Annotated in this window: 24 protein-coding genes and 1 tRNA gene; 14 read left to right on the forward strand and 11 right to left on the reverse strand. The window is 62.9% G+C overall.

The window, feature by feature from the left end; all coding sequences use genetic code 11:
- Position 1 precedes the first annotated feature (1 nt).
- A tRNA-Val gene (locus tag OKC44_RS15560) sits at positions 2-77 on the forward strand.
- A 49-nt stretch (positions 78-126) separates the two neighbouring features.
- Here the strand turns inward: OKC44_RS15560 and OKC44_RS15565 are convergent.
- The gene (locus OKC44_RS15565; RefSeq protein WP_270813915.1) at positions 127-2,232 is read right to left on the reverse strand and encodes a methyl-accepting chemotaxis protein; all 2,106 of its coding nucleotides are present in this window, start codon (positions 2,230-2,232) and stop codon (positions 127-129) included.
- A 140-nt stretch (positions 2,233-2,372) separates the two neighbouring features.
- Here OKC44_RS15565 and nadA point away from each other — a divergent pair, with 140 nt between their 5' ends.
- On the forward strand, positions 2,373-3,446 hold the full coding sequence (nadA, locus tag OKC44_RS15570; protein ID WP_270813917.1) for a quinolinate synthase NadA: 1,074 nt from the start codon (positions 2,373-2,375) through the stop codon (positions 3,444-3,446).
- Positions 3,447-3,515: 69 nt separating this feature from the next.
- Here the strand turns inward: nadA and OKC44_RS15575 are convergent, their stop codons facing one another.
- Together OKC44_RS15575 and gap are read right to left on the reverse strand one after the other, a co-directional pair.
- Complete coding sequence (locus OKC44_RS15575) at positions 3,516-4,382, reverse strand: D-hexose-6-phosphate mutarotase (RefSeq protein WP_270813920.1); 867 nt, start codon at positions 4,380-4,382, stop codon at positions 3,516-3,518.
- A gap of 115 nt (positions 4,383-4,497) precedes the next feature.
- On the reverse strand, positions 4,498-5,493 hold the full coding sequence (gap, locus tag OKC44_RS15580; protein ID WP_029302200.1) for a type I glyceraldehyde-3-phosphate dehydrogenase: 996 nt from the start codon (positions 5,491-5,493) through the stop codon (positions 4,498-4,500).
- Between the two features lie 346 nt (positions 5,494-5,839).
- Here gap and malQ point away from each other — a divergent pair, with 346 nt between their 5' ends.
- The 4 genes from malQ to msrB all read left to right on the forward strand — a co-directional run bounded on the left by malQ (position 5,840) and on the right by msrB (position 12,879).
- The gene (gene malQ / locus OKC44_RS15585) at positions 5,840-8,029 is read left to right on the forward strand and encodes a 4-alpha-glucanotransferase (RefSeq protein WP_270813926.1); all 2,190 of its coding nucleotides are present in this window, start codon (positions 5,840-5,842) and stop codon (positions 8,027-8,029) included.
- Positions 8,030-8,111: 82 nt separating this feature from the next.
- The gene (glgB, locus tag OKC44_RS15590) at positions 8,112-10,289 is read left to right on the forward strand and encodes a 1,4-alpha-glucan branching protein GlgB (RefSeq protein WP_270813929.1); all 2,178 of its coding nucleotides are present in this window, start codon (positions 8,112-8,114) and stop codon (positions 10,287-10,289) included.
- A complete protein-coding gene (gene glgX / locus OKC44_RS15595; RefSeq protein ID WP_270813932.1) occupies positions 10,289-12,430 on the forward strand; it encodes a glycogen debranching protein GlgX in 2,142 nt (713 codons plus the stop codon). The genes glgB and glgX overlap by 1 nt, the downstream gene beginning before the upstream one ends.
- A gap of 56 nt (positions 12,431-12,486) precedes the next feature.
- Positions 12,487-12,879, forward strand: coding sequence for a peptide-methionine (R)-S-oxide reductase MsrB (gene msrB, locus OKC44_RS15600; protein ID WP_017411114.1), 393 nt, complete (start codon positions 12,487-12,489; stop codon positions 12,877-12,879).
- Positions 12,880-12,958: 79 nt separating this feature from the next.
- Here msrB and chrA read toward each other — a convergent pair whose 3' ends face one another.
- The 4 genes from chrA to OKC44_RS15620 all read right to left on the reverse strand — a co-directional run bounded on the left by chrA (position 12,959) and on the right by OKC44_RS15620 (position 16,580).
- On the reverse strand, positions 12,959-14,110 hold the full coding sequence (gene chrA, locus OKC44_RS15605) for a chromate efflux transporter (RefSeq protein WP_270813936.1): 1,152 nt from the start codon (positions 14,108-14,110) through the stop codon (positions 12,959-12,961).
- A 363-nt stretch (positions 14,111-14,473) separates the two neighbouring features.
- The gene (locus tag OKC44_RS15610; protein ID WP_270813939.1) at positions 14,474-14,917 is read right to left on the reverse strand and encodes a nucleotide triphosphate diphosphatase NUDT15; all 444 of its coding nucleotides are present in this window, start codon (positions 14,915-14,917) and stop codon (positions 14,474-14,476) included.
- 129 nt (positions 14,918-15,046) lie between these two features.
- Complete coding sequence (locus OKC44_RS15615; RefSeq protein WP_270813942.1) at positions 15,047-16,051, reverse strand: NADP-dependent oxidoreductase; 1,005 nt, start codon at positions 16,049-16,051, stop codon at positions 15,047-15,049.
- Positions 16,052-16,133: 82 nt separating this feature from the next.
- Positions 16,134-16,580, reverse strand: a complete 447-nt coding sequence (locus tag OKC44_RS15620; RefSeq protein WP_270813943.1) for an organic hydroperoxide resistance protein — start codon at positions 16,578-16,580, stop codon at positions 16,134-16,136.
- 142 nt (positions 16,581-16,722) lie between these two features.
- On the opposite strand from OKC44_RS15620, the gene OKC44_RS15625 reads away from it, so the two are divergent.
- The 3 genes from OKC44_RS15625 to OKC44_RS15635 all read left to right on the forward strand — a co-directional run bounded on the left by OKC44_RS15625 (position 16,723) and on the right by OKC44_RS15635 (position 17,874).
- Positions 16,723-17,148, forward strand: a complete 426-nt coding sequence (locus OKC44_RS15625; protein WP_016351946.1) for a MarR family winged helix-turn-helix transcriptional regulator — start codon at positions 16,723-16,725, stop codon at positions 17,146-17,148.
- 35 nt (positions 17,149-17,183) lie between these two features.
- Complete coding sequence (locus tag OKC44_RS15630; protein WP_029302207.1) at positions 17,184-17,411, forward strand: hypothetical protein; 228 nt, start codon at positions 17,184-17,186, stop codon at positions 17,409-17,411.
- A gap of 145 nt (positions 17,412-17,556) precedes the next feature.
- Positions 17,557-17,874 (forward strand): hypothetical protein, encoded by a 318-nt coding sequence (locus OKC44_RS15635; RefSeq protein ID WP_016351944.1) that lies wholly within the window; start codon positions 17,557-17,559, stop codon positions 17,872-17,874.
- An 89-nt stretch (positions 17,875-17,963) separates the two neighbouring features.
- On the opposite strand, the gene OKC44_RS15640 is transcribed toward OKC44_RS15635, so the two are convergent.
- The gene (locus OKC44_RS15640) at positions 17,964-18,440 is read right to left on the reverse strand and encodes an Lrp/AsnC family transcriptional regulator (protein ID WP_005304871.1); all 477 of its coding nucleotides are present in this window, start codon (positions 18,438-18,440) and stop codon (positions 17,964-17,966) included.
- Between the two features lie 117 nt (positions 18,441-18,557).
- Here OKC44_RS15640 and OKC44_RS15645 point away from each other — a divergent pair, with 117 nt between their 5' ends.
- Positions 18,558-18,773 carry a hypothetical protein gene (locus tag OKC44_RS15645; protein WP_123785047.1) on the forward strand — a complete coding sequence of 72 codons (216 nt, stop codon included), beginning with the start codon at positions 18,558-18,560 and terminating at the stop codon, positions 18,771-18,773.
- On the opposite strand, the gene OKC44_RS15650 is transcribed toward OKC44_RS15645, so the two are convergent.
- Entirely contained in the window at positions 18,749-19,369 is a 621-nt protein-coding gene (locus tag OKC44_RS15650) for a helix-turn-helix transcriptional regulator (protein WP_270813946.1), read from the reverse strand. The two genes, OKC44_RS15645 and OKC44_RS15650, sit on opposite strands and share 25 nt — an antisense overlap.
- A 154-nt stretch (positions 19,370-19,523) precedes the next feature.
- On the opposite strand from OKC44_RS15650, the gene OKC44_RS15655 reads away from it, so the two are divergent.
- Positions 19,524-20,765 carry an MFS transporter gene (locus tag OKC44_RS15655; RefSeq protein ID WP_270813948.1) on the forward strand — a complete coding sequence of 414 codons (1,242 nt, stop codon included), beginning with the start codon at positions 19,524-19,526 and terminating at the stop codon, positions 20,763-20,765.
- A 271-nt stretch (positions 20,766-21,036) separates the two neighbouring features.
- Positions 21,037-21,858 (forward strand): Cof-type HAD-IIB family hydrolase, encoded by an 822-nt coding sequence (locus OKC44_RS15660; protein ID WP_101616523.1) that lies wholly within the window; start codon positions 21,037-21,039, stop codon positions 21,856-21,858.
- A gap of 50 nt (positions 21,859-21,908) precedes the next feature.
- Here the strand turns inward: OKC44_RS15660 and OKC44_RS15665 are convergent, their stop codons facing one another.
- Complete coding sequence (locus OKC44_RS15665) at positions 21,909-22,472, reverse strand: DUF2799 domain-containing protein (RefSeq protein WP_011707344.1); 564 nt, start codon at positions 22,470-22,472, stop codon at positions 21,909-21,911.
- A 208-nt stretch (positions 22,473-22,680) separates the two neighbouring features.
- Here OKC44_RS15665 and OKC44_RS15670 point away from each other — a divergent pair, with 208 nt between their 5' ends.
- The gene (locus tag OKC44_RS15670) at positions 22,681-23,520 is read left to right on the forward strand and encodes an isopenicillin N synthase family dioxygenase (protein ID WP_024945812.1); all 840 of its coding nucleotides are present in this window, start codon (positions 22,681-22,683) and stop codon (positions 23,518-23,520) included.
- A 214-nt stretch (positions 23,521-23,734) separates the two neighbouring features.
- Positions 23,735-25,048: a sodium-dependent transporter gene (locus tag OKC44_RS15675; protein WP_102987980.1), complete on the forward strand. Its 1,314-nt coding sequence runs from the start codon at positions 23,735-23,737 to the stop codon at positions 25,046-25,048.
- Here OKC44_RS15675 and OKC44_RS15680 read toward each other — a convergent pair whose 3' ends face one another.
- Entirely contained in the window at positions 25,049-25,765 is a 717-nt protein-coding gene (locus tag OKC44_RS15680; protein ID WP_171281567.1) for a substrate-binding periplasmic protein, read from the reverse strand. It abuts the gene before it with no gap.
- Positions 25,766-26,176: the final 411 nt, after the last annotated feature.

Below are 26,176 nucleotides of genomic sequence, written 5' to 3' on the forward strand. Positions count from 1 at the left end.
AGGTCGTTTAGCTCAGCTGGGAGAGCACCTCCCTTACAAGGAGGGGGTCACTGGTTCGATCCCAGTAACGACCACCAGATTGAAAAAGCCCGCAGCAATGCGGGCTTTTTTTATGGCCGTTCGGCATCAGGTTCTCAGCCGCTCGAGCTGGGTGGCCAGTGCCGTGGCAGCCTGCTCCAGCTGCTCGCTCAGGTGATGGCTGGCGTTGGCCTCCTGCCCCAGGGTGGTGGCGGCGTCGCCTATCCGCATCAGATTCTGGTTGATGGTGTCGCTGACGGCGCTCTGCTGCTCGGCCGCCGTGGCCACCTGGCTGATGTGATCGTGGATCTGCTGGATCTGGGTGACCACCTGATTGAGGGCCTCAAAGGCCTGCTCCGTTCCTTCCACCGTACTGGCCGAGCGAGTGATGCCAGTACTCATCAACTGCTGGCTGCTGCTGACCTCGGTCTGCAGGCTGCCGATGAGCTGACCTATCTCGTCGGTGGACTCCCGGGTCTTGTTGGCCAGCGCCCGCACTTCGTCCGCTACCACGGCAAAGCCGCGCCCCATATCGCCGGCCCGCGCCGCCTCGATGGCCGCATTGAGTGCCAGCAGGTTGGTCTGCTCGGCGATGGCTCTGATCACGTCGAGAATGCGGCTGATGTTGGTGCTGCGCTGAGCCACCTGGGCGACGGCCTTGTCGGCGAGGTGCATGTCTTCAACCAGGGTGTGGATCTCGGTGCGGGCCCGGCTCAGGGTCTGCTGGGCCGTGCTGATGTGATGGGTGGCCGTTTCCGACTCCTGGGCTGCCTGCTCGGCATAGCCCGCCACGCTGACCGCCGTGGTGCTCATCTGATGCATGGCACTGACTACGCTCTCCAGCTCCAGGCTCTGCTCGTCCAGACTGCTGCGCATGGTATCGGCCGTCTGCTTCATGCCCTGGGCCTGCTGGTGTACCTGCTGGCCGATCTGCTTGCTGCCCTGCACCATGCCGCGCAACTTGCTGAGGAAGGCGTTGAGGTGGCCGCCCAGCTCGATCAGCTCCTGGTGGGTGTCTATCCTCATCTGCTGGGTCAGGTCCCCCTCGTTGCTGGAGAGGTGGGACACATGGCGGCTGATGAGGGAGAGGGGGGCCGTGATGGTCTGGATGAACCAGATGAGCAGCGCCAGCGCCAGCAGGGTGATGACGACGATGGCAACCAGCTGTTGCTGCTGGGTGGCCTGCAGCAAGTCGCCAAGCTGGTTGCTGATGGTGTTGGCCTGGCTGAGTGCCAGCGCCTTGGGCACCTTGAGCATCAGCCACCACTGGGTGTCGGCGGCGTCGATCCTGACCGGTTGTTGCAGGATGAAGTCGGTCTCGGTGTCCTGCTCCTGGCCGGTGGGGGCGGTGAGGCCGGCTTCTGTCAGCGGCCGCCCCAGCTTGTCGGCGTGACGGTTGCTGCCGACGATGAGGCCCATCTTGCTGACCAGAGTGACCTCGGCCTGGTTGTCATACAGGCTCTTGCCGAGGTTCTCGGCCAGTTGCTGGAAGATGGGCAGGTTCATGTCGACACCGGTGATGCCGGCAAACTTGCCGGCTTTGAGAATGGGTACCGTCAGGCTGGTCATCAGCATCTTGTTGCCTGGGCTTATCTCGTAGAGGTAGGGCTCCATCAGACAGGGGCGCAGGGTGTCGCGGCCGCACAGGTACCATTCGCTGTTGCGGATGCCGAACTCGTTGACCGAGGTGTCGTATTTGGCGGCACTGGTGGCGGCATCCACCGGCTGTTGGCTGATCTGGCCACCCTGGTCGCGGGTGAAATAAATCTCCAGGCTGCCCTTGCCGACGACGGAGTGGGAGGCGCCGGCCTGCCAGCTGGCATCCTGGCCATCGTACCCGTCGGGTTCAAACTGGGCATAGATGGAGCTGATGCCGCCCGCTTGCTGCAGTCGGCTGTGAAGCAGCGTCTCGACCTGGGGGCGGCTCAGCAGCCTGTCCGGCTGTGCCATGCTGCCCTCCAGCTGGGCCGCCATGCCCAGCGGCACCTGATAGGACTGCTGCAACAAGTCGGCGATCTGCACCGCATAGCGTTCGGCCTGGAACTGCAGGGTACGGGAGACTTCCTGCTCCAGCGCCTGGCGGGTCTGGCTGACGATGTTGCTGCGCAGGGTGTTCAGCGAGGAGGACTGCATCAGGGTCATGGCGAGGCCGCTGGCGAGAAACAGCCCCATGGTGAGCAACAGCAGCTTGGTTTTGAGGGAACGTTGTTTCATTCGACAACTCCTTTGGCAAGAATGACAACGAATTACTTGAGTATATTCGGACACTTGCGCAGCACCGGATTTGTTGATGGGTTTGTGCGCGGCTTCTGGTTATAATTTTTGCCTTTCCAAGCGTTGATGGAACAGTCGCAATGAGCAATGCACTGAACAATGTCCCGCCGGTAGTCGAGATGGACTATCCGTTTCCGGCCAAGCCCCTTCCCCTGAGCGCCGAACAGAAGACGACCCTGATCGCTGACATCAAGGCACTGCTCAAGGAGCGCAAGGCGGTGCTGGTCGCCCACTACTACACGGATCCCGAGATCCAGGCGCTGGCGGAGGAAACCGGTGGTTTCGTCGGCGACTCCCTCGAAATGGCCCGCTTTGGCCGCGATCATGAGGCACAGACCCTGATCGTCGCCGGGGTGCGCTTCATGGGCGAGACCTCCAAGATCCTGAGCCCCCACAAGCGAGTCCTGATGCCGACGCTGGAGGCCGAGTGCTCGCTTGATCTGGGCTGCCCCATCGAGCAGTTCTCCGCCTTCTGTGACGCCCATCCCGACCATATCGTGGTGGTCTACGCCAATACTTCGGCGGCGGTCAAGGCGCGGGCGGACTGGGTGGTGACCTCCAGCATCGCGCTGGAAATCGTCGAACATCTGGACAGCCAGGGTCACAAGATCATCTGGGGCCCGGACCGTCACCTTGGTGCCTACATCGAGAAGAAGACTGGCGCCGAGATGTTGCGCTGGCAGGGCCACTGCATCGTCCACGACGAGTTCAAGGCCCGCGCCCTGCGCGAGTTGAAGGAGCAGAATCCGGATGCCGCCGTGCTGGTCCACCCGGAGTCCCCTGCCTCGGTGATCGAGCTGGCCGATGCGGTGGGCTCTACCAGCCAGCTGATCAAGGCGGCCAAGGAGCTGCCCCAGCGTAAACTCATCGTGGCGACCGATCGCGGCATCTTCTACAAGATGCAGCAGGCCTGTCCGGAGAAAGAGATGGTGGAGGCGCCGACCGGTGGCGATGGTGCGACCTGCCGCAGTTGTGCCCACTGCCCCTGGATGGCGATGAACGGCTTGGTGGCCATCAAGGAGGCCCTCACCGATGGCGCCGAGCGTCACGAAATCCTGGTGGACGAGGATCTGCGGGTGAAGGCCTTGATCCCGCTCGACCGCATGCTGAACTTCGCCGCCGAGCTCAGGCTCAAGACCCAGGGCAATGCCTGATTACCAAGACAAAGAGATGCAAAGAGGGCTCCTGCGGGAGCCCTCTTTATTTATCTGTTCAGCGTATCGTCAGATGATCACGGTGGAGAAGCTGTGCTCTTCATCCGGTGCAACGGTCACGCCTGCCTCGCTGGCGATGGCGGCTTCAACGCAGAGCATGGTGCGATAACCATCATCGCTCATGTCGGCCATGGCGCGGGCACCTTCCAGCCAGGGAGTCCAGACCACCACGCTGTCGTGGTTGCCGCTGACCACCCGGGTCTCGCGTTCGCCATCCTGGATGCTGACGTGGGCCGCAGGCTGCCAATAGACCCGATCCAGCGGTCCGTTCAGGGTCAGAGGACCCTGCTGCTGGCCATTCTGGCCGGTCAGTTTGTCGGCATAGGGCTCGCCAAGGCCGCTGACGCTCACTGACTCCGGTGAACTTATCTGCAGGTAGGTGTGCAGGGCACCGCTGTAGACGAGCGGCGCTTTTCCGGTGTTGCGGGTGGTCAGTACCAGGGCCAGCTCCTTGCCGACCAGCACGTCCAGCTCCAGCTCGAAGGCATGAGGCCAGAGCTGACGGGTTGCCTCGTTGTCACGCAGAGACAGATGGACGAGCGTGCCATCGCCGTGATCGGAGACACCGTCCAGCGTCCACAGGCTGGTGCGGGCAAAGCCGTGGGAGGGCTTGCCGCTGCCGACGCGGGCAGGCGCCGGGCCGAACCAGGGCCAGCAGAGGGGAATGCCGCCGCGGATGGGTTTGCTGCCATCCAGTACCGCCTTGTCGCTGAGCCAGATGGAGGCGGGTTCGTCGTGACGCTGATAGTTCAGCACGTGGGCGCCAAACAGACTGATTTCTGCCTTGGCGTAGCCGTTGTCGACGGTCAGCAGGGGTTGGCCAGCCGGGTGGTGGCTGAGGGTACAGTGGGCAGTCAGAGAGCGTGTCGGTTGCATGAGGACTCCTGTGCTCGCGCACATTCAGAAGAGAGGGTTGGAAATATCCCGGTCCAGAATACAAAAAGGCGGCCCATGGCCGCCTTTTTCAAGCTACTTGATTGCGTATCCCAAATTACTTGGAGATGTGAGCGATCAGGTCCAGAACTTTGCTGGAGTAGCCCATTTCGTTGTCGTACCAGGATACAACTTTAACGAATTTGTCGTTCAGCTGGATACCAGCCTTGGCGTCGAATACGGAGGTCTGACGCTCACCCAAGAAGTCGGTAGAAACCACTTCGTCTTCGGTGTAGCCCAGAACGCCCTTCATGGCGCCTTCGGAAGCAGCTTTCATCGCTTCGCAGATTTCTGCGTAGGTGGCAGCTTTCTTCAGGTTGACGGTCAGGTCAACAACAGACACGTCCGGAGTCGGAACGCGGAAAGCCATACCGGTCAGCAGGCCTTTCAGTTCCGGGATAACTACGCCAACAGCCTTGGCAGCACCGGTAGAGGACGGGATGATGTTCTGAGCCGCACCGCGGCCACCGCGCCAGTCTTTGGCAGACGGACCATCAACGGTCTTCTGGGTAGCAGTGGTAGCGTGAACGGTGGTCATCAGGCCGGACTCGATACCGAAGGTATCGTTCAGAACCTTGGCGATCGGAGCCAGGCAGTTGGTGGTGCAGGAAGCGTTGGAAACGATGTCCTGGCCAGCATAGGTAGCGTCGTTAACGCCCATTACGAACATCGGGGTAGCGTCTTTGGACGGACCGGTCAGAACGACTTTCTTGGCGCCGGCAGCGATGTGCTTGCGAGCGGTTTCGTCGGTCAGGAACAGACCGGTAGCTTCGGCAACAACGTCAACACCGATTTCGCCCCATTTCAGGTTGGCCGGGTCACGCTCAGCGGTAACACGTACGGTTTTGCCGTTGACAACCAGGTTGCCGTCTTTGACTTCAACGGTGCCCTTGAAGCGGCCGTGAGTTGAGTCGTACTTCAGCATGTAGGCCATGTAGTCAACGTCGATCAGATCGTTGATACCAACCACTTCGATGTCAGCACGCTCAGCGGCCAGACGGAAGACGAAACGGCCGATGCGGCCAAAACCGTTAATACCTACTTTGATAGTCATAATTGGTTACCTAACTGTTCAGTAGTCAAAGAAAATTCCGTTTGTAAATTTACTAGAACTCCCCCGTGAGTCAACCAACAATCTGTCTGAAATTGCGCTATATCATGAAAAACTGTGAAATTTATTTTCTGTTTATGTAACTGACTACCAGCTTTTGTCGAAATAACTATCTATCTCCTGGCGGTGCGGTTATCAACAATAGTGCCTGCTCGGTCACACAACCAGCCAGGCAGATGTGTAAAAATGTGCGCGGTTTAGCATGGCCCATAGAGCCACTGTTCAAGTACCACCCATAAAAATTAATCAAAATAGTATAGATAGAATCCACAGCGGGAATTCTCAAACTATGACCACCCTGATTGAACAGCTGGCTGCCGCCAAAGGTATCGCCAGCGAGTATGTTGATGCCTGGGGCCACCCAGCTCAGGTATCCGAAGAGAGCAAGGCAGCCATGCTGGGCGCCATGGGTTACCGCGTCGATGACGAGGCCGCCCTGACCGAGCAGCTTGAGCAGGAGCACCGCCAGCACTGGTTGCGTGCGCTGGATCCCGTGATGGTGGTCCGCAGCGGCGAGCCCATTACCCTCGAAGTCCGTCTGCCCATCGAATTCGTCAACGACGCCCTCAGCTGGCAGCTCAGGCTGGAGCAGGGCGGCCTGTTGTCCGGTCAGCTCACCCCCATCGACGGCGAGCTGGTCGGCGTGGCCGAATTCGAAGAGATGGAGTGCCAGGCCTATCGCGTGGCCCTGGCTGTGCAGCCCGAGCTGGGTTATCACGATCTGATCCTGCTGGAGGAGGGCAATGACGAGCCGCTCGCCAGCATGCGCCTCATCGTCGCGCCCAAGGCATGTTACAAGCAGCCTCCCATCGCCAATGGCCGCAAGGTGTGGGGCCCGAGCGTGCAGCTCTACTGCCTGCGCAGCCGTCACAACTGGGGCATCGGCGATTTCAGCGATCTGGGCCAGCTGGTCGAGAAGATGGCCGCCTGGGGCGCTCACTTCGTCGGTCTCAACCCGATTCATGCCCTCTATCCGGCCAACCCGGAGAGCGCCAGCCCCTACAGCCCCTCGTCCCGGCGCTGGCTCAACGTGGCCTACATCGATGTGGAAGCCGTGCCCGAATTTCTGGCCAATGCCCGGCTCAAGGCCGAGGTGGCGAACCCTGCCTTCCAGCAGCACCTGAGCGAGCTGCGTGCCAAGGGCAACGTGGATTACACCGGCGTCGTCGAGACCAAACTCGGCATGCTGCGTCAGGTGTTCGACCAGGCGAGCCTCTGCGCCGAGCGTCAGGCCGCCTTCGATGCCTTCGTTGCCGCCGGCGGCGACAGCCTGCAGCAACAGGCCGCCTTCGATGCCCTGCAGGCCCACTTCTACGCCAAAGGCGAGAATGCCTGGGGCTGGCCGGTGTGGCCGGAGCCGTTCCGTGATTACCACAATCCCGAAGTGGCTGCCTGGATGGCCGAGCACAGCCAGGATGTGAATTTCTACCTCTATCTGCAGTTCCTGGCCGACGAGCAGCTGGCCCGGGCCGACGCCCGTGCCAAGGCGGCCGGCATGGTGATGGGGATCTACCGCGATCTGGCGGTGGGCGTCTCCGAAGGCTCCACCGAGATCTGGGCCAACCGGGATCTCTATTGCCCGAAAGCCTCGGTCGGTGCACCGCCCGATATTCTGGGCCCGCTAGGCCAGAACTGGGGTCTGCCCCCCATGAACCCGAACCAGCTGTTCGAGGCGGCCTACCAGCCGATGGTGGACTTGTTCCGTGCCAACATGCGCTCCTGCGGCGCGCTGCGCATCGACCACGTGATGGCCTTGCTGCGCCTGTGGTGGGTGCCGCCCGGAGAGTCTGCCGCCAAAGGCGCCTACATCTATTACCCGGTCAACGACCTGCTCGGCATCCTGGCCCTCGAGTCTCACCGCAATCAGTGTCTGCTGATCGGCGAGGATCTCGGTACCGTGCCGGAGGGGATCGACGTGACCCTCAAAGAGAACGGCGTCCACTCCTACAAGGTGTTCTTCTTCGAGCGCTCCAAGGGCGATGGCGGCTTCATCTCTCCGGCTCATTACGCCGAGCAGGCGATGTCGGCGCTGACCACCCACGACATGCCGACCCTCAAGGGTTTCTGGCATTGCGACGATCTGGCGCTGGGGCGCGAGCTGGGCTTGTATCCGGATGAAGACGTACTCAAGACCCTGTATGCTGATCGCCACCAGGCCAAGCAGCGGATCCTCGACAGCCTGCACGGGCATGGAGTGATCTCCGGCAACATCAGCCACGACGTGAACTGGGTCGGCATGAACACTGAGCTCAACCACGGTCTGCAACTGCACATGTCTCGCGGCAGCTGCGCCCTGTTCAGCACCCAGCTGGAGGATTGGCTGGAGATGGACAAGCCGGTCAACGTGCCGGGCACCAGTTACGAGTACCCGAACTGGCGCCGCAAGCTGTCTACCGATCTGGAGGATATTTTTGCCAATGAGGCGCTCAAGGCGCTGGCAGGCAAGATGAGCCAGGCCCGTGACGAGGCCAGTCGTTGAGCCACTGCCGACAAAACGTGACTCACTTACATCCGCTTCGGCCCAGGCCGGAGCGGATGCTCAGCTATGAAAGGAAATCTCGATGCTCGTTGAACGTTTGGTTGCAGCCCGCTGTTCCGATCCCTTCTCCCACTTAGGCCTGCAGGCCAATCCGGATGGGCCCGGCCTCAAGCTGACCGTCTGGTTACCCGATGCCCAGGCCGTACGGGTCAGGGATCTCAAGTCGGGCAAGATTGTTGCCACCCTGGCGCCCACCGATGATTCGGGCCTCTTTGAAACTGTTTTCACCCGCCGTAAAAATCCCTTCCCCTACCAGTTGCTTGCCGACTACCCAGATGCCACCGTCGAGGTCATCGACCCCTACCAGTTCCAGGATGCGGGTTGGGCCGGGTTGGCGGAACTCACCTACCAGCCGGAAAACCTCTACCACACGCTGGGTGCCCAGTTGCGCACCGTGGAGCACCTGGATCAGCAAGTGGAGGGGGTGCGTTTTGCGGTCTATGCGCCGAGCGCCACTGCGGTGAGCCTCATCGGCGATTTCAACTTCTGGGATGGCCGTCGTCACCCGATGCAGCGCAGCCAGTGCGGTCACTGGGTGCTGTTCGTACCGGGCCTCAAGGCCGGGGATCGCTACAAGTTCGAACTCAAAGATCCGGCGGGCAACCGGCTGCCGCACAAGAGCGACCCGGTGGGTTTCTACTGCGAGCAGTACCCCTCGTTCGCCTCCGTGGTCTATGACCACGACCAGTACCAGTGGCAGGATGCCGCCTGGCGCGAGAGCCAGCTCAACGACAAGCGCGAACAGCCGCTCTCCATCTACGAGCTGCACGTCGGCTCCTGGAAGCGTCACCCCAACGGCGACAGCCTGAGCTGGCGCGAACTGGCGGTGGAACTGGTGGATTACGTCAAGGGGATGGAGTACACCCACATCGAATTGCTGCCGGTCTCCGAGCACCCGTTCAGCGGCTCCTGGGGCTATCAGCCAGTGGGCATGTTCTCGCCCACCAGCCGCTACGGCACGGCTGATGATTTCAAATACTTCGTGGATCAGTGCCACCAGGCCGGCATCGGCGTGATTCTGGACTGGGTGCCTGCCCACTTCCCGTCCGATGCCCACGGGCTGGCCCGCTTCGACGGCACCCCGCTCTACGAGTACGAGGATCCGCGCCGCGGCTGGCACCCGGACTGGAACTCCTACATCTATGACTTCGGCCGCAATACGGTGCGCCAGTTCCTGGTGGCCAGCGCCCTGTTCTGGCTCGACAAGTTCCACGTCGACGGCCTGCGGGTGGATGCGGTCGCCTCCATGCTCTATCTGGATTACTCGCGCAACGCCGGCGAGTGGGTGCCCAACGTCGATGGCGGCAACCACAACTACGAGGCGATCAGCCTGCTCAAGTGGACCAACGAGGAGGTGTACGGCAAGTATCCCCACGCCATGACCATCGCCGAGGAGTCCACCGCTTTTGCCGGGGTGTCCCGTCCCACCTTCCTCGGTGGCCTCGGCTTTGGCTTCAAGTGGAATATGGGCTGGATGCACGACACCCTCACCTACATGCAGAAAGAGCCCATTCACCGTCGCTACCACCACAACGACATGACCTTCTCCATGGTGTACCACTATGACGAGAACTTCATCCTGTCGCTCTCCCACGACGAGGTGGTGCACGGCAAGCACTCCATGCTCTACAAGATGCCGGGTGACGAGTGGCAGCAAGCGGCCAACCTGCGCGCCTACATGGGCTTCATGTATGCCCATCCCGGCAAGAAGCTCAACTTCATGGGCACCGAGATCGCCCAGAGCAACGAGTGGAATCACGATGCCCAGCTGCCTTGGCACCTGCTGCAGTATCCCAAGCACGGCGGCCAGCAACGGCTGATCCACGATCTCAACCACCTCTACCGTCACGAAGCTGCCTTGTATGAGGCGGATTATGAGCAAAACGGCTTCCGCTGGCTGGATCACAACGACGCTGACAACAGCATCTTTGCCTGGCTGCGGGCCGACAAGCAGGGGGCCAACCCGCTGGTGATAGCCTGCAACTTCACGCCGGTGCCGCGGCTTGCCTATCGGCTCGGGGTGCCGGCGGCCGGTCACTACCGAGTAGTGCTCAACACCGACAGCGAGCATTACTGGGGCAGCAACTATGATGTGGGTCTGGTCTTTGTCGCCGAGCCGACCCCATGGCAAGGGATGGCGCACAGCATAGTGCTGGATCTGCCGCCGCTCGCGACCTTGTTCATCAAACAGGAGTCTTGATGTTCGTAATGGAAAAGGGGCAGGACTATCCGCTGGGGGCCCTGCTCGACGAGACGGGTTGTCACTTCTGCGTCTGGGCGCCGCAATCGGACAAGGTGGAGCTCTGCCTGTTCGACGAGCAGGAGCGGGAGCTGGCTCGCCTCGAGCTGCCCGGCCGGCGTGGCCAGTACCGCTTCGGCCATGTGCGCGGCGTCAAGGCCGGTCAGCGCTACGGCTACCGGGTGTACGGCACGTCGCAGGAGGGGATGCTGTTCGACCCGGACAAGCTGCTGATCGACCCCTACGCCAAGGCGCTCAGCCGCCCGACCCACTGGGATGATGCCCTCTATCAGGGTGACAGTGCCGCCATGGTGGCCAAATCCGTGGTGGTGGACGATGCCTTCGACTGGCAGGGGGTGGGCAAGCCCGCCATCGAGCCGGCCCGCACCGTCATCTATGAAACCCACGTCAAGGGTTTCACCCGTCAGCATCAGGGGGTGCCGAGCGAGCTGCGCGGCACCTATCTGGGCATCTGCCACCCGCTCATCATCGAACACTTGAAGTCCCTCGGCATCACCTCGGTGCAGTTGATGCCGGTAGCGGCCTTCATGTCCGAGCCCAGGCTCGAGCAGCTGGGGCTGACCAACTACTGGGGCTACAACCCCATCGCCTTCTTCGCCCCCGAGCCGCGCTATGCGGCGCAGGAGGCGGTGACCGAGTTCAAGACCATGGTGCGCGAGCTGCACAAGGCCGGGCTCGAGGTGATCCTGGATGTGGTCTACAACCACACTGCGGAGTCGGGCTTCGACGGCCCCATGCTCTCCTTCAAGGGCTTTGACAACGCCGGTTACTATGCCTTCGAGGCGGGCGCCCACGGCCCCGACTACACTCGCCACGCCAACGTCACCGGCTGCGGCAACAGTGTCAATCTGGATCACCCCAACAGCCTGCGGCTGGTGCTCGACGCCCTGCGCTACTGGGTCACCGAAATGCAGGTGGATGGCTTTCGCTTCGATCTGGCGGTCACCCTGGCGCGCGAGGCGGGCGAGTTCGACCCCATGGGGGCCTTCTTCAAGGCCATGATGGCAGACCCCGTGCTGGCACGGGTCAAGCTCATCGCCGAGCCCTGGGATATCGGCCCGTTCGGCTACCGGCTCGGCCAGTTCCCGAGCCAGTGGCTGGAGATCAACGACCGCTACCGTGACACGGTGCGCGCCTTCTGGCGCGGCGATGCGGGCAAGATGGGGGACTTTGCCACCCGGCTGGTCGGCTCACGGGATCTGTTCCCGAAGAACTGGCGCTCCCCCCATACCAGCGTCAACTACCTCTGCTATCACGACGGCTTCACCCTGGAGGATCTGGTCTCCTACAACCAGCGCCACAACCAGGCCAATGGCGAGGACAACCGGGATGGCCACGGCAACAACCTCTCCAACAACCATGGCGTCGAGGGGCCAACCCTGGATCCGCGGGTCAACAACCTGCGCCAGCAGCAGAAGCGCAACCTGATCGCCACCCTGCTGTTGTCGCAAGGCACCCCGCACTTCCTCGCCGGTGACGAGATGGGGCGCAGCCAGCTCGGCAACAACAACGCCTACTGCCAGGACAACCAGATCAGCTGGGTCAACTGGCAGTGGCGGCCGGAGGACGAGCGGCTGCTCGCCTTCACCCAGCAGATGCTGGCGCTGCGGGCGGAGTCCACCGTCTTCTCCAATCTGCAGCTGAGCGACGACAGCTGGAATGGCGCCCCCAGCAGCTGCCACCAGGTCAACTGGTATCACCCGGACGGCCATCAGCTCACCGATCAGGACTGGCACGCCCCCATGGGGCAGGCGTTCGCCATGGACATCGGCATGATCGGCTGCGGCGGGGAGCGCTGGTACGTGCTGTTCAACGCCAGCGACTACGACATCCAGTTCCGTCTGCCGCCGCCGGGTGAGGGGCTGGAGTGGATCCAGACCATCGACACCGCCACCAACGACGGGCTGCCGTTCCTGCCCGACGACATCAAGCGACAGGTGGCGGTGGGCCGGGCCCACTCCCTTAAGCTGCTGGAGCGGGTCGCCCTGAGTGCGGTGGCGCTGGCCGAGGAGGGAGCGGTCGCCACCCCGGATGTTGCCGTCGTGTTGCCAACCGGATCACAGTTCCCGCTGGCGGGGTAGAGCGCGGCGCCCTGACTGGGTATGCTGGGCACCGATATTCACGGCAAGGAGTCAGTATGAGCGGCAACACCCCCAACCCCGAGCAGTGGCGCCGGCAGTTGAGCGCCGAGCAGTATCACGTCTGCTGGGAGAAGGGCACGGAGCGTCCCTACAGCGGCGCCCTGCTCCACAACCGCAAGAGCGGCGACTACCTGTGCGTCTGCTGCAAGCAGGTGCTGTTCCACTCGGATGCCAAGTTTGACTCGGGCTGCGGCTGGCCCTCGTTCGATCGGGCCATCGAGGGGACCGTGACCTACACCGAGGATGGCAGCCACGGCATGAAGCGGGTGGAGATCACCTGCAGTCAGTGCGGCTCCCACCTTGGCCACGTCTTCCCGGACGGGCCGACCGAAACCGGTCAGCGCTACTGCGTCAACAGCCTGAGTCTGGATTTCGATCCCGAGCCCTGAGTCTGGCGCCCGGCATCCATGCAAAAACGGCCCCCTGCCTCGGCAGGGGGCCGTTTCTTTGTGGCCGCTGCTGGGCCTATCAGGCCAGCAGCAGGGTGGCGACCACCAGCAGGGTGGCCAGCGCCAGAATCGGCAGCTTGAGTACCCGCAGCAGGTAGAAGCCGATGGCGGCCAGCGCCAGATTGGTGGGGGCCAGCACGGCGCTCTGCCAGACCGGCTGATAGAGCGCCGCCAGCAGCAGACCCACCACGGCGGCGTTGATGCCGGCCACGGCACCGGCGAGGCGAGGGCGGGCCAGCCAGCTCTGCCAGCAGGGACCCATGGCCCACAGCAGCAGAAAGCCGGGCAGGAACAGTGCCAGGGTCGCCAACAGGGCGCCGCCCATCGGGCTAGCTGGCAGCAACTGGGCGCCGAGATAGGTCGCCAGGGTAAACATGGGGCCTGGCACCAGCTGGGCCAGGCTGTAGCCGGTCAGGAACTGCTGCTGGTTGAGGCTGTGGCCCACGCTCTCGGCCAGCAGGGGCAGCACCACGTGACCGCCGCCGAACACCAGGCTGCCGGCCCGGTAGAAGTCGGCGACCAGCTGGCCGACGGGGCCCCCCAGCAGTGGCAGGCCGACAAACAGCAGGGCAAACAGCAGCAGGGTGGGCCAGTGGGGTTGGTGCACAGGGATGGACTGAGCGGGTGAGGGCTGTGGGCCCGGTGTTTGCGGCGCGCCGACGCGGGCACAGAGCAGGGCGGCGCCCGCCAGCATGACGAGCTGGGTGAGCAGGCCGGGCTGCCACCAGAGCGCAGCCGCGGTGGCGACCATGATCCCCTGATTGCGCGTCGTCTTGCAGAACTGGCGGCTCATGGTGAGCACCGCATCGGCGACCACCACCAGCGCCAGCAGCTTGAGGCCGTGCAGGGTGGCATCGAGCCAGACGTTGTTGCCGAGCTGGTCCAGACCGATGGCGGCGGCCAGCAACAGCAGGAAGGAGGGGAGGGTGAAACCGGCAAAGGCGGCCAGTGCCCCAGCGAGCCCGGCCCGCTGGCGGCCGATGGCAAAGCCGAGCTGGCTGGAGGCGGGGCCCGGCAGCAGCTGGCAGAGGGCCAGCAACTGGGCGAATTCGGCCTGGGTCAGCCAGCCCAGCCGCTCGACGAAAGTGCGCTGGAAGTAGCCGATATGGGCTGCGGGTCCGCCGAAGCTGACACAGCCCAACCATAAAAACTGAATAAACACCTGCCCCACGTCCTCACTCCCTCGTTGTCATCATCGACCCCGATGATATGACAAAGCGGTGACTTTTTTATGACAAATCAGGGGGCTGCTGGCAGGTAGCCGCGCCTTGTCAGTCGCAGGTCACTCCATCGGCTGGCCTGGTTGAGGCAGATAGCAACGGCCAGCAAGCCAGCAGGCGATGGCTTATGGCGCCGGCTGGCTCGAGGTTGGCAGGTAGCAACGATTCGCCAGCCAGCAGGCGATGGTCTATGAGGTGGGCTGGTGTGGCGTCGGCAGATAGCAACGGCCGGCCAGCCAGCAGGCGATGGCTTATGGGGCCGGCTGGCTTGAGGTTGGCAGGTAGCAACGATTCGCCAGCCAGCAAGCGATGGACTATGGGGTGGGCTGGTTTGGCGTCGGCAGATAGCAACGGCCAGCCAGCCAGCAGGCTATCGATTGGCGGCTGGCATCGAAGTGGGGCTCCGGCAGGTTGCACGGGTCACACCAGATCCAGCCTTCGCACTTCTCCGGCTCCAGCAGCTGGGGTTCTCCCTCTACCTCGGCCAACAGGGTGACCGAGACATAGTGCAGGCCGCTTTCACGCCAGGTCTCCAGGTTGTTGGTGACGGCGATGACGTTGGGGTTGCTGATCTGAAAACCTGTCTCCTCGGCCACTTCCCGGATCGCTGCCGATTCGAACGTCTCTCCCAGCTCCAGATGGCCGCCGGCGATGGACCAGTAGGGGGCATGGCTGCCCTTGCGCTTGCCAAGCAGCACCTGGCCTTGGCGGTTGGTGAGGATCACGCCGACACCGACGCGGGGATAAGGGGTAGACATAAGAAGAGCTCCTTGCAGGGATGATCTGGCCGCTGAAACGGCGAATTTCACCATAAAAAACGGGCCCACCTTAGGGTGGATGGGCCCGTCATGCAAGTAGTCTACGGCGTCAGGCACCAGTGCTGCGGATCACGCCAGCTTGACCAGCATCTTGCCGGTATTGCGCCCCTCGAACAGCCCGATGAAGGCCTGCGGCATGCTGGCGAGCCCCTGATAGACTGTCTCTTCGGCCTGCAGGGTGCCGGCGTCGAAGGCCGGGGTCACCTCGGCCAGAAACTCGCCGTAATGCTGCCAGTGATCGAACACGATCAGCCCCTGCATGGTGAGGCGCTTGCGGATCACCTGAGAGAGGTTGCGCGGGCCGCTCGCCTCGCTCTGGCCGTTGTACTGCTCGATGAGGCCGCACATCACGATGCGACCGTGCACCACCATGTGGTTGAGGGCGGCGTCCAGCATGGCGCCCCCCACGTTCTCGAAGTAGACATGGATCCCCTCCGGTGCCAGCCGGGCCAGCTCGGCATCGAGATCCGGGGTCTCACGGTAGTTGATCACCTCGTCGGCCCCCAGGCTCTTGAGGTAGGCCACCTTGTCGGCCGACCCGGTGGAGCCGATGACGCGGGCCCCCGCCCGTTTGGCAAGCTGCACCACCATGGAGCCGACGGCGCCGGAGGCGGCCGACACCAGCACGGTTTCACCGGCCTGCAGTTTGGCGATGCGGTTGAGCCCGGTCCAGGCGGTCATGCCCGGCATGCCGAGGGCGCCGAGAAAGAGCTGGGGTGGCAAGCGGGTGTCGGGCAGTCTGGTCAGCTGGGCGCCGTTGGCGACGAAGCGATCGCGCCAACCCAGCATGCTGCTCACCCGGTCACCCACCGCAAAGTCCGGGTGACGGGAGGCTTCCACCACGCCGATGGCGCCGCCATCGAGGGGGCCGTTGAGGGGGAAGGGGGGCACATAGCTCTTGGCTTCGCTCATGCGACCGCGCATGTAGGGATCCACCGACAGCCACTGGTTGGCGACCTGCACCTCTCCTTCTTGCAGCTCGGGCAGGGTCACTTCGGTCAGGGTGAAATCGGCCAGACTGGGCAGGCCGACCGGGCGACGCAGCAGCTGGATCTGATGGCTGGACTGATTCATGGTTTTTTCTCCAGGGTGAGGGGGGTTGGCAACCTGCGAGTCGCCAGCATGGCTATTTCCAAGGGGTTGAGGTTGAACGGGTTCACGCCGTTTCATCCAGCGGGGCGCCGTTGAGCAGCAGCCGGGTGACCACATTGCCCCGCATGGCGTTGGAGAAGGGGCAGGTCTGGTGGGCCAGCCGCACTATCTGCTCGGCCTGCGCCGCCTGTTCAGGTTGGGTCGCGGCGAGCGCTACGTCCAGCGTGATGGCGAAGTTGAAGCGGCCATCGTCCAGCGCCAGCAATTCGACCCCGGCGGTGACGGGAGCACTGGAGAGGGGCGCGCCGAGTTTGTGGGCCACGTGGATCAGCGCATTGGAGAAGCAGGCGGCATAACCGGCGGCCAGCAGCTGTTCCGGGTTGTTGCCCTTGCCAGTGCCGCCGAAGGCGGTCGGCAGGGCCAGTGCCAGCTGCAGGCTGTTGTCCAGAGTGTGAACTTCACCGTTGCGGCCGGCCTGGGCGATGGCTTGAGTGCGATAGAGCGTCTTCATGTCGGGGTCTCTGATTTTGTTTGTGTGCAAAGTAAATCCAGACTAATCCTGAAAATGCGGGCTGACAACTATTTTGTGTGCAAATTATTCGACCCCCGATTTTCCTGGGGTATACTGGCCCCAGTCGTCAGCGAGGTGCCCCATGAGTGAATTGAAAAAGCAGGTCTGTTTTGCCCTCTACAGCGCCTCCAATGCGGTGATGCGGGCCTATCGGCCGCTGCTGGACAAGCTGGATCTCACCTACACCCAGTATCTGGTGATGCTGTCGCTGTGGGCGCGGGACGAGGTCAGCCTCAAGGAGATTGGTCAGGAAACCGGGCTGGATGCGGGCACCCTGACCCCCATCGTCAAGCGGCTGGAGAGCAAGGGCTGGTTGACCCGCACCGTCTCCAGCGAGGATGAGCGGCAAAAATGCATCGGCCTGACCGAGGCGGGGCGTCAGCTGCAGCAGGAGGTGAGGGAGTGCTGTCTGGCGGACAACTTGCGCAATCAGGTGGATCTGGCCGATGCTGAACTGGCCCAGCTCAAGCAGCTCTGCGATCGCATCTCGGCGCAACTGGGGCGCTGAGTGCGGCCCATCCATCCAGCCTGAGGATCCACCCCATGAAACTCCTGTTGCCCCTGTTTGCCCTGTTGCTGACCGCCTGCAGTTCTGGCCCCCATGCCCCTTCGATGGCCATCGACGATGCCGATGCCTGGCAGGCTATCTGCAAGGACGGCACCCGGGTGCGGGCCGTGGTGGAGGAGGGGATCTGCGCGGATCATCGCGGTGTTGCCATGTGGACGAATAAGCCAAGAGCCGCACGGATGGCAGAGGAAGCCGCCAAATAGTGTGATCCAGGCGCCATAAAATGACACAACCGGCCGACTGGCCGGTTTTTTTCGCGATCCCGTCGGCACTTTGCCATCTTGTTCATGGTGCGCTCAGTTTTCTCTTCCCATACTGGCCCTACAGTTCCAAAAGAGGAGAGACGAGATGCAATCATCGTTGGTTGGGCTCTCCATTCTGTGGGGGCTGGCCAGTTTTGGTGTTCAGGGGGATTTCATCGAGAGCCGTGATTCCGTTGCGCCATCCTGGCAAGCCGAGTCCAGAGTGGAGATGGAAGGTTATCTGATCGAGTCGCTGGGTGAAGATCGCTGGCTGTTCGACAACGGCAGCGAGAGCCTGCTGGTCTCCCTGCCCGAGGGGCAGTGGGTGCCGACCGGCGAGCGGCTGCGGGTCAGCGGCGAGCCCCAGCAGGAGCAGGCAGGCTGGCTGTTGCAGGTGCAGGATGTCAGCCAGGTAGCGGTCTGAGTACAGGCCGCTGACTGAAGATAAAAGAAGAGGAGGCCAGTGGCCTCCTCTTCTTTTATCCAGTCTGGCCCGCCGAGCAGGGCTGGCGGTCAGCCCAGATGGTTGAGCGGCAGCGCCGTCTTGTGCTTGATCCGGCGCAGCACGAAGCTGGAGCGCACCCCGGTCACCCCCGGAATGTGGGTCAGCTTGTCCAGCAGGAAGTGCTGGTAGTGCTCCATGTCCCGCACCACCACCTTGAGCTGGTAGTCGGCATCGTTGCCGGTGATGAGGTCACACTCGAGCACTTCGGGCAGCTCACTGATGGCGCGGTCAAAATTTTCGAACCGCTCCGGGGTGTGCCGGTCCATGGAGATGTGAATGTAGGCGGTGAGGGTCAGCCCCAGTTGGCGGGCGTTGAGCAGGGTGACGTGGGTGTCGATGAGACCGGCATCCTCCAGCGCCTTGACCCGGCGGGAGCAGGGGGAGGGGGAGAGCCCGACCAGCTCGGCCAGCTCCAGGTTGCTGATGCGGCCATTCTCCTGCATCAACTCCAGAATATGCCTGTCTATGCGATCAAGTTTCAGCATTCTCCGTTCCTTGTTGCAATTACTAATTCACTTTTCCTAGATTAAGGGTGAACTATTGCAAAAACAACTGAAAATACATGCTACTTCGCAACCACTCACCGGGCCGGCAGGGATACCATGGTTACATCTTCCGGTGGCAAGACAGAAACCCAACCCGGTCTCTGTGGTGAAGGACCTTACCGGGTCAACAACCCCATCAGCCGTCTCACCTTATCGGGCAACGACGGGCTGGAACGAGAGCATCCCCTCCCCGAAGGCAACAAAGCAGGCATCCCGGCGCCTGCTTTGTTGTTTCTGGCGTTTGCGGATCAGGGCTGCGGCCTGATGCGATAGAGGCAGCGGTGATCCCCCTCCAGCAGATACTGCTCCCGCTCCACCCCGGCCGGCGCCAGCAAGCGGCGAAACATCTCCAGCTCGCTGCGACAAAAGCCCCGGCAGGCCCGTGCCGCCGCGCAGATGGGGCAGTGGCTCTCCCACAGCAGCCAGCTGCCATCCTCCTCCTGGCGAAAATCCGCCATATAGCCCTCTCGCGTGCGCTGCGCCGTCAGTGCCGCCAGCTGGTCGGCCAGCGCCGGCTGGGTCAGCTCGGCCTGATAACGGGCCAGCTGCTGCTGCTCCCGCTGGGCGATCAGCCGCTCCATGCCCACTTCGCCAAACAGCTGCTGGATGTTGTCGATAAGCTGCAGCGTCAGTTCGCTGTGGCTGTCGGGGAAGCGTTGCCAGGCCTGCTCGGTCAGATGCCACAAGCGTACCGGTCGACCGCGCCCGCGGGCCTCGTCGTTGAAACTCACCCAGCCGTCGGCCTCCAGCGTCATCAGGTGCTGGCGAGCCCCCATGGAGGTCATCTGCAACTGCTCTCCCAGCTCGGCGGCACTCTGTGGGCCGTGGCTCTTGAGCAGAAACAATATCTTGTCGGTGCTGGCGTTCATGGCAAGGCTCTCATCGTCGGCAGGTGCGGCCGCGGTTCTGGCATGGATAAGAGCATTATGGGGAGGGGGATTTTTTAAATCAACAATTCGCTTTACTTAATCTGGTTTGATTGCCAACATAAATAAACCAATAACTTTATTTAATGGGGCGGACATGGAAGGGATCAAGGGGCAGGCCAGCCTGTGGGTATTGGTGATGACGGTGACGCTGGCGGTGGCGGGCTTCAGTCTGCCGTCTCCGGTGCTGGCGCCGCTGTTGCTGGATCCGGCCCAGGGCATGCTGACGCCGGCAGCGTCGGACTGGAGCCGCAAGGTGTGGCTGGGGGTCATCATGGGGCTCTATCCACTGTTTCAACTGGTAGGGGCTCCCTGGCTCGGCAAGCTCTCCGATCGTCATGGCCGCAAGCCGGTGCTGACCCTCTGTCTGGTGGGCGTGCTGGTGGGCTACGCCCTGATGGCGCTGGGGATCGCCTGGCGATCCTTGCCGCTGCTGTTGCTGAGCCGGGTGGTGGAGGGCTTCTTCAATGGTGACATCGCCATCGTGCAGGCCATGGCGGCCGACATGAGCACCGCCAAAACCAAGGCGTGCAGCTTCGCCTGGATCAACATCGGCATGAACCTGGGCTGGGTGGTGGGCCCCATGATCGGCGGCTATGCCGCCGTGGTGTCTGGCGATTACAGCCTGGCGGCCTGGCTGGCGGTAGCCATGACCCTGGTCAACCTGCTGCTGGTGCTCTGGCTGCTGCCCAATCGGCCGGCGGCGGTCCGCAGTGAGCAGCCGGCACCGGCCCTCTCTTCCCGCCAGCTACTGCTGCAACCGGCGCTGCTGCCCTACTTCGTGCTGACCCTGCTCAGCTACGGCGCGGTGCAGCTCTACTTCACCTATTTCAACGTCTGGCTGGTGGAGCGGCTGGCCTGGGATCCGGTGCAGCTGGCACAGGCCGCCGTGCTGGTGAGCGTGCCCATGATCCTGGGATCCTGGCTGGGCTCACGTCTGGCTCGTCATTGGCGTGGCAGCAGTCTGGGGGTGGTCGGCCATCTGGTGATGGCGGCGGGCATGCTGATGTTCGTGCTGCCCGGCCACTGGTGGGGGCTGGCTCTCACCTTTATTCCCACCGGCATCGGCATGAGCCTGGGAGAGCTGGCGACCTCGGTGGCGGTCTCCAACCGCAGCCATGCCGAGCAGCAGGGGCAGGCGATGGGGCTCTATCGCGGGCTGGCGGTGGGCAGCGAGATCCTGGCGGTGGTAGTCGGCAGTCTGGTGCTGCTGGCGGGCACCGAGTGGCCCTTCTATCTGGCGGCGCTGTGCAGCCTGCTCTGTGCCGTTGGCTTCTATGGCCTGCGCCGGGCGGCGGATCGGCGGCAGCGGCTCGACGTCCAGATGGAAGCTGGTTGACGGGATCACAGAACGACGCGAAGGGGGCAACCGGCGCTTGCATCGTGGCGCCGACTCTGGGACGGTATGGCTCTTTGCCTTGCTTGCCCGATCGCCCGGTGCTCCCCGCTATGCTCAGCCTTTGGCGGTGGCATGAATCGTTATTTGAACGCGGGTTGGTATGGCGCCGCATTCGTTTCGACATGTTGGCGGTGACATGAGTCGTTATCAGGCATGGCGTTGAAAGCGGGTTGGTAAGGTGCCGCATTCGTTTCGACATTTTGGAGGTGATATGAGTCGTTTTCAGGCCATTGCGTTGGATATGGACGGTACCTTGCTGACCCGGGATCACAAGATCTCGTCCGCCACCCGGGCCGCGCTGGCCCAGGCCCGCGCCCACGGCATCAAGGTGCTGCTGGTGACGGGGCGCCACTTCATGACGGCCCGTCCTTTCCATCACGAGCTGGCCCTCGACACTCCCATCATCTGCAGCAACGGCGCCTACCTCTATGATCCGGTGCAGGAGAAGATCCAGGTCGGGGATCCGCTGGCGGTGGCTCCCCTCAGCCGGCTGCTGGCGGAGGTGCAGGCGCACCAGATGGGGGCGCTGTTCCACCTCGACGAGGGGATCGGCTACCTCGGCTGCGAGGAGCATGTGACCCGGATGCGTCACTGGTCGGCGAGCCAGCCGGATCATCTCAAGATCTCCCTGCTGCCGGCGGAGGATCTGGCGAGCTGGCTCAGCCGGCCGGTCTGGAAGCTGGAGCTGTTCAACCAGGATCCCGCCCTGCTCCATCACTTCATGGCAGAGGTGGTGGAGCAACTGCCCTTTACCCGTGACTGGGCGGCACCCTATGCGGTGGAGCTGGTGCAACCCGGCTGCAGCAAGGGCAACCGGCTGGCCCAGTGGGCGGCGAGCGAGGGGATCGCGATGGAGAACGTGGTGGCGTTTGGCGACAACAACAACGACATCAGCATGTTCGAGCAGGTGGGGCTGGCGGTGGCCATGGGCAACGCGGCATCACAGATCCAGGCGCTGGCGGATCGGGTCACCGCCGATCACAACGAAGATGGCATCGCGCTGGCGCTGCAGCGCTGGGTTCTGCCCGCCTGAGGGGCAGAAACAGCAACAGAAAGGGGCCATGTCGGCCCCTTTTTTGTTTGTCAGTTCCCGAAGGAGAACTGGATCACCCGATCCGGGAAGCGGATCCGGTTGTAGTCACGGCGCAGCCCCTCGTAGTGGCGGATGGCGCGCTCGCGCTGGGCGCGGTAGTAGTCGCGCTGCTTGCTGTCGTTCTCGTTGCGGATCTGGCGCTCCAGCGTCTCGATGTCGCGCTCGGTCCGCTCCATGTCGCTCTTGAGGTCGCTGAGCTGTTTCTCCACCAGGTACTCCTGGCGGCCGCGATCGTACTGGGTCAGGAAGCTGGCATCGTTGGGACAGACGCCCTGATACTCGGCGCCGGACTTGCCCTTGCTGTAGGCGAGCTCCGGAATGCAGTAGAGCTCCAGCCCCTTGGCATAACCCCGTTTCCACTCCGCCTCGTCCACCTTGAGGCCGTATTCGCCGCAGGTCGAGACGTAGTCGCGGGTGGCGGCCCGGGTCTTGCCCTGCTCGCCGTCCTGATAACCCAGGTTGTACCAGCTCATGGTGCGGCACTCTTCTTCCGACAGCGAGCTGCAACCGGCGAGCAGGAAAGGCAGGGTCAGCAACAGGATCTTGGGGGACATGGACGACGGGCTCCGAGAGGGATGATGGGGGCATTCTAGAGAGGATGCCGGGGCAGGACAAGGGATGAAAAACGGTGCTGGCCGGCGCCGTTTTCTGAGCGGTTTGTCACTATTTGCGCGGGCTGGCGGCGTGGTGACCCGCGCCCTTTCCTTGTGGCCGGTCACGGGGTAAACTGCGCCATCTTTTAACTGGCGCGTAACAAAAACAATGAAAGTCCTGACCGTCGATTACCGCTCGCCCGATGCGGCGCAGCGCTTCACCGAATCCCTGCGGACCACCGGCTTCGGGGTACTGACCAATCACCCCATCCCGAAAGAGCTGGTGCAGTCCATCTATGACAACTGGTACCGCTTCTTCATGAGCGAGCAGAAGCAGGACTTCCTGTTCAATCGCGAGACCCAGGACGGCTACTTCCCGCCGTCGGTGTCCGAGGTGGCCAAGGGCCACAGCCAGAAGGACATCAAGGAGTACTTCCACCTCTACCCCTGGGGCCAGATGCCGGCCGAGCTGAAAGAGCAGGCGATGGAGTACTACCGGCTCGCCAACAACCTGGCGGCCGAGCTGCTGGGCTGGGTCGAGCAGTACACCCCGAGCGACATCGCCGCCCACTACAGCTGCCCGCTCTCCTCCATGATTGAAGAGAGCCAGAAGACCCTGCTGCGGGTGCTGCACTACCCGCCGTTCGACGGCACCGAGGAGCCGGGTGCCATCCGCGCCGCCGCCCATGAAGACATCAACCTGCTGACCATACTGCCCGCCGCCAACGAGCCGGGCCTGCAGGTGAAGGGTTCCGATGGCGAGTGGATGGACGTGCCGTGCGATTTTGGCACCCTCATCATCAACATCGGTGACATGCTGCAGGAGGCCTCCCACGGCTACTACCCCTCCACCACCCACCGCGTCATCAACCCGACCGGTGGCAGCGCCAGCAAGTCGCGCATCTCCCTGCCGCTGTTCCTTCACCCGCGCCCGGACGTGGTGCTCTCCGAGCGTCACACCGCCCACAGCTACCTGATGGAACGACTGCGGGAGCTGGGGGTGATCTAGTCCCCGGGCCAGGCTCACCACCCTGTAAAACCGGAGCAAAATTGCTCCGGTTTTTATTTTTTGGCAGGATTGCGCGTTAAATATAATTTAATTAGTTAATGATGCCAATAATGCGCGTTTTATCCAGATAAGCGGCGTTGTGATTGCGCAGTCCCCCCCGTACTCTGAGCGTCATTCTGGGCCCCTTGTGGCGGGCCCCACGGTTGGAGTTCTTATGAAGCAGTCCCAATGGTCATCCCGGCTCGGTTATATCCTGGCCGCCGCCGGTTCCGCAGTCGGTCTCGGCGCTATCTGGAAGTTCCCCTATGTGACGGCCGCCAACGGCGGTGGCGCCTTCCTGCTGGTGTTTCTGCTGTTCAGCTTCACTCTGGGGGTGGCGGTGCTGATGGGGGAGACCTTGCTCGGCAGCCTGAGCCGGCGCGGGGTGGTGGGGGCCTTCGGTGCACTGATGGGCAAGCGCTGGCGCTGGGTCGGCGCCATGGGGCTGCTCAGCAGCCTGCTCATCTACAGCTTCTACAGCGTGGTGGGCGGCTGGACCCTGGGCTACACCGGCATGGCGCTGGCGGGCAGTCTGCAGCACGGTGACGGCGCGGCCCTCACCGCCCGTTTCAACGACTATGTGGGGGATCCGCTCTGGCCGGTGCTGACCCACCTGCTGTTTGCCGGGCTCACCTGGTGGTTCGTGCAGGGAGGCGTGCAGAAGGGCGTGGAGCGCACCCTGCGCTGGATGATGCCGGCCCTGTTCATCATGATCCTGATGCTGGTGGCTTTCGGCCTGACCCTGCCCAACGCCATGGCCGGGGTGCGCCACTTCCTGATGCCGGATTTCAGCAAGCTCGGCATGTCCGGCGTGCTCGACGCCATGGGGCTGGCGTTCTTCTCCCTCTCCATCGGCCTTGGCATTCACACCACCTATGGCGCCTACCTGCCCTCCAGTGACGGGGTCGGCCGCTCCAGCCTCTGGGTGGTGCTGCTGGCAAGCCTCATCGCCGTGCTGGCGGGCTTGATGATCTTCCCGGTGTTGGCGGCGACCGGCATCGATCCCGCCTCCGGCCCGGGTCTCACCTTCATGACCATGCCGGCGGTGTTCCAGCAGTTGCCGTTCGGCCAGGGGCTGGCGGTGGTGTTCTTCGCCTTGCTGGTGGTGGCGGCGCTGTCATCGGCCATCTCGCTGCTGGAACACCTGCAGTGCTTCGTCAGCGAGAGCCTGGGCTGGTCACGGCGGGCCGCTTGCGGCCTCATCACCGCGCTGGTGATGGCGGGCGGCATTCCGGTCAGCCTGTCGTTCGGGCCCTGGGCGCAGGTGACCCTGTTTGGCAAGAACATCTTCGAGCTGCTCGATTTCGTCACCTCCAACCTGATGATGCCCATGTTCGGCTTGGCGCTCACCCTGCTGCTGGGTTGGAAACTGGGTCGCCAGGCCTTGCCCACCGGGCTGGCGCTGCACTGGCGTACTCTGGTGATGGGTTGCTGGCGCTGGCTGGCACCGCTGCTGATCGGCGGCATCCTGGTGCGCGGGCTGGTGTAATCAGGGTTGGCGGATGGGCTGCTGCGGCTGCTGGTGACGGTCTCTGACCTTGTCGATGGCCGCCTGCCAGCGGGCGATCACGGCGTCATCCTCGCTCTTCGAGAAGACGATGTAGAGCCAGTTCTCCTGCAGCAGCAGCCCGGAGTTCACCACGCTGCGGGGGGAGAACTTCATCTTGGCCAGGATGGCCGGCATGATCTGCTCCCCCATGGGGAAGGCATCTATCTTGCCGAGCATCAGTCGTTCGATGGCATCTTCGATGGTCTGGCAGCGCACCAGGTTGGTGTAGCCCTCGCGGGTGAGCAGCTCGTCATCGGCGTTGCCGAGCAGCACGCCGACCCGCGCCAGCTGGCGCAGCTGGGCCAGATCGGTCAGCGGCTGGCTGCCCCTGGTCTGGTAGATCACCACCCGGTTCAGAAACAGCGGCCCTACCCACTTGAACTGGGGCTCCCGCTGAGGCGTGCGCAGAATGACGAACAGGGCGAAGCCGGGCTCGACCCGGGTCAGCGCCAGCGCCCGCTTGAGGGGGTAGATCTTGATGGGGTAGTCGACCCCCATCTCCTGCTGGGCCTCCTGCACCAGTTGCACCGCCAGCCCGCCGAGCTTGCCGTCGCTGGTGTGGGTAAAGGGGGGCAGCTCGTGGCTGAGCAGGGTCAGCGGGGGTTGCGTGGCCTGCGCCAGGCCGGGCAACAGTAGCCAGGGCAGCAGCCATTTCATCCAGTATCCGGTCAGGTGCGTCACGTCGGTACATCCATGTTGCGCAAGGGAGTGGCAGGGCAGGTCGGTCCCATCCGGTTGCACCGAACCCGCCCAAGCTAAGACTATTATCGTTCAAGGCCGTGGGCGGGGAGGCTACGGCGCTGATTTTTGGCGCCGGCCGGGTGAAAACAAACTTTTTTTGGCCGCATGAAAAAAAGTTTGGTCATGTTGTGTCAATTTTTCTTTCCATGGTTTAGGCTGTGATCCCTTTTCAGCATTCAGATCAGATTATTCATGCCACGTCGCGTTGCCCTGTTCGGTCGATTTTTTAGCTCGCAAGAGAGGTGACCTTGCACGCGCAGTTTGTCTGAATGTTCATTGCAAAGGTCGCCACCAGGCGGCCTTTTTTGTTGCCCCGCCCAGCGCGGT

It is taken from the genome of Aeromonas sp. S41-2, from assembly GCF_027705845.1.
GTDB classification, from domain to species: Bacteria; Pseudomonadota; Gammaproteobacteria; order Enterobacterales; family Aeromonadaceae; genus Aeromonas; species Aeromonas hydrophila.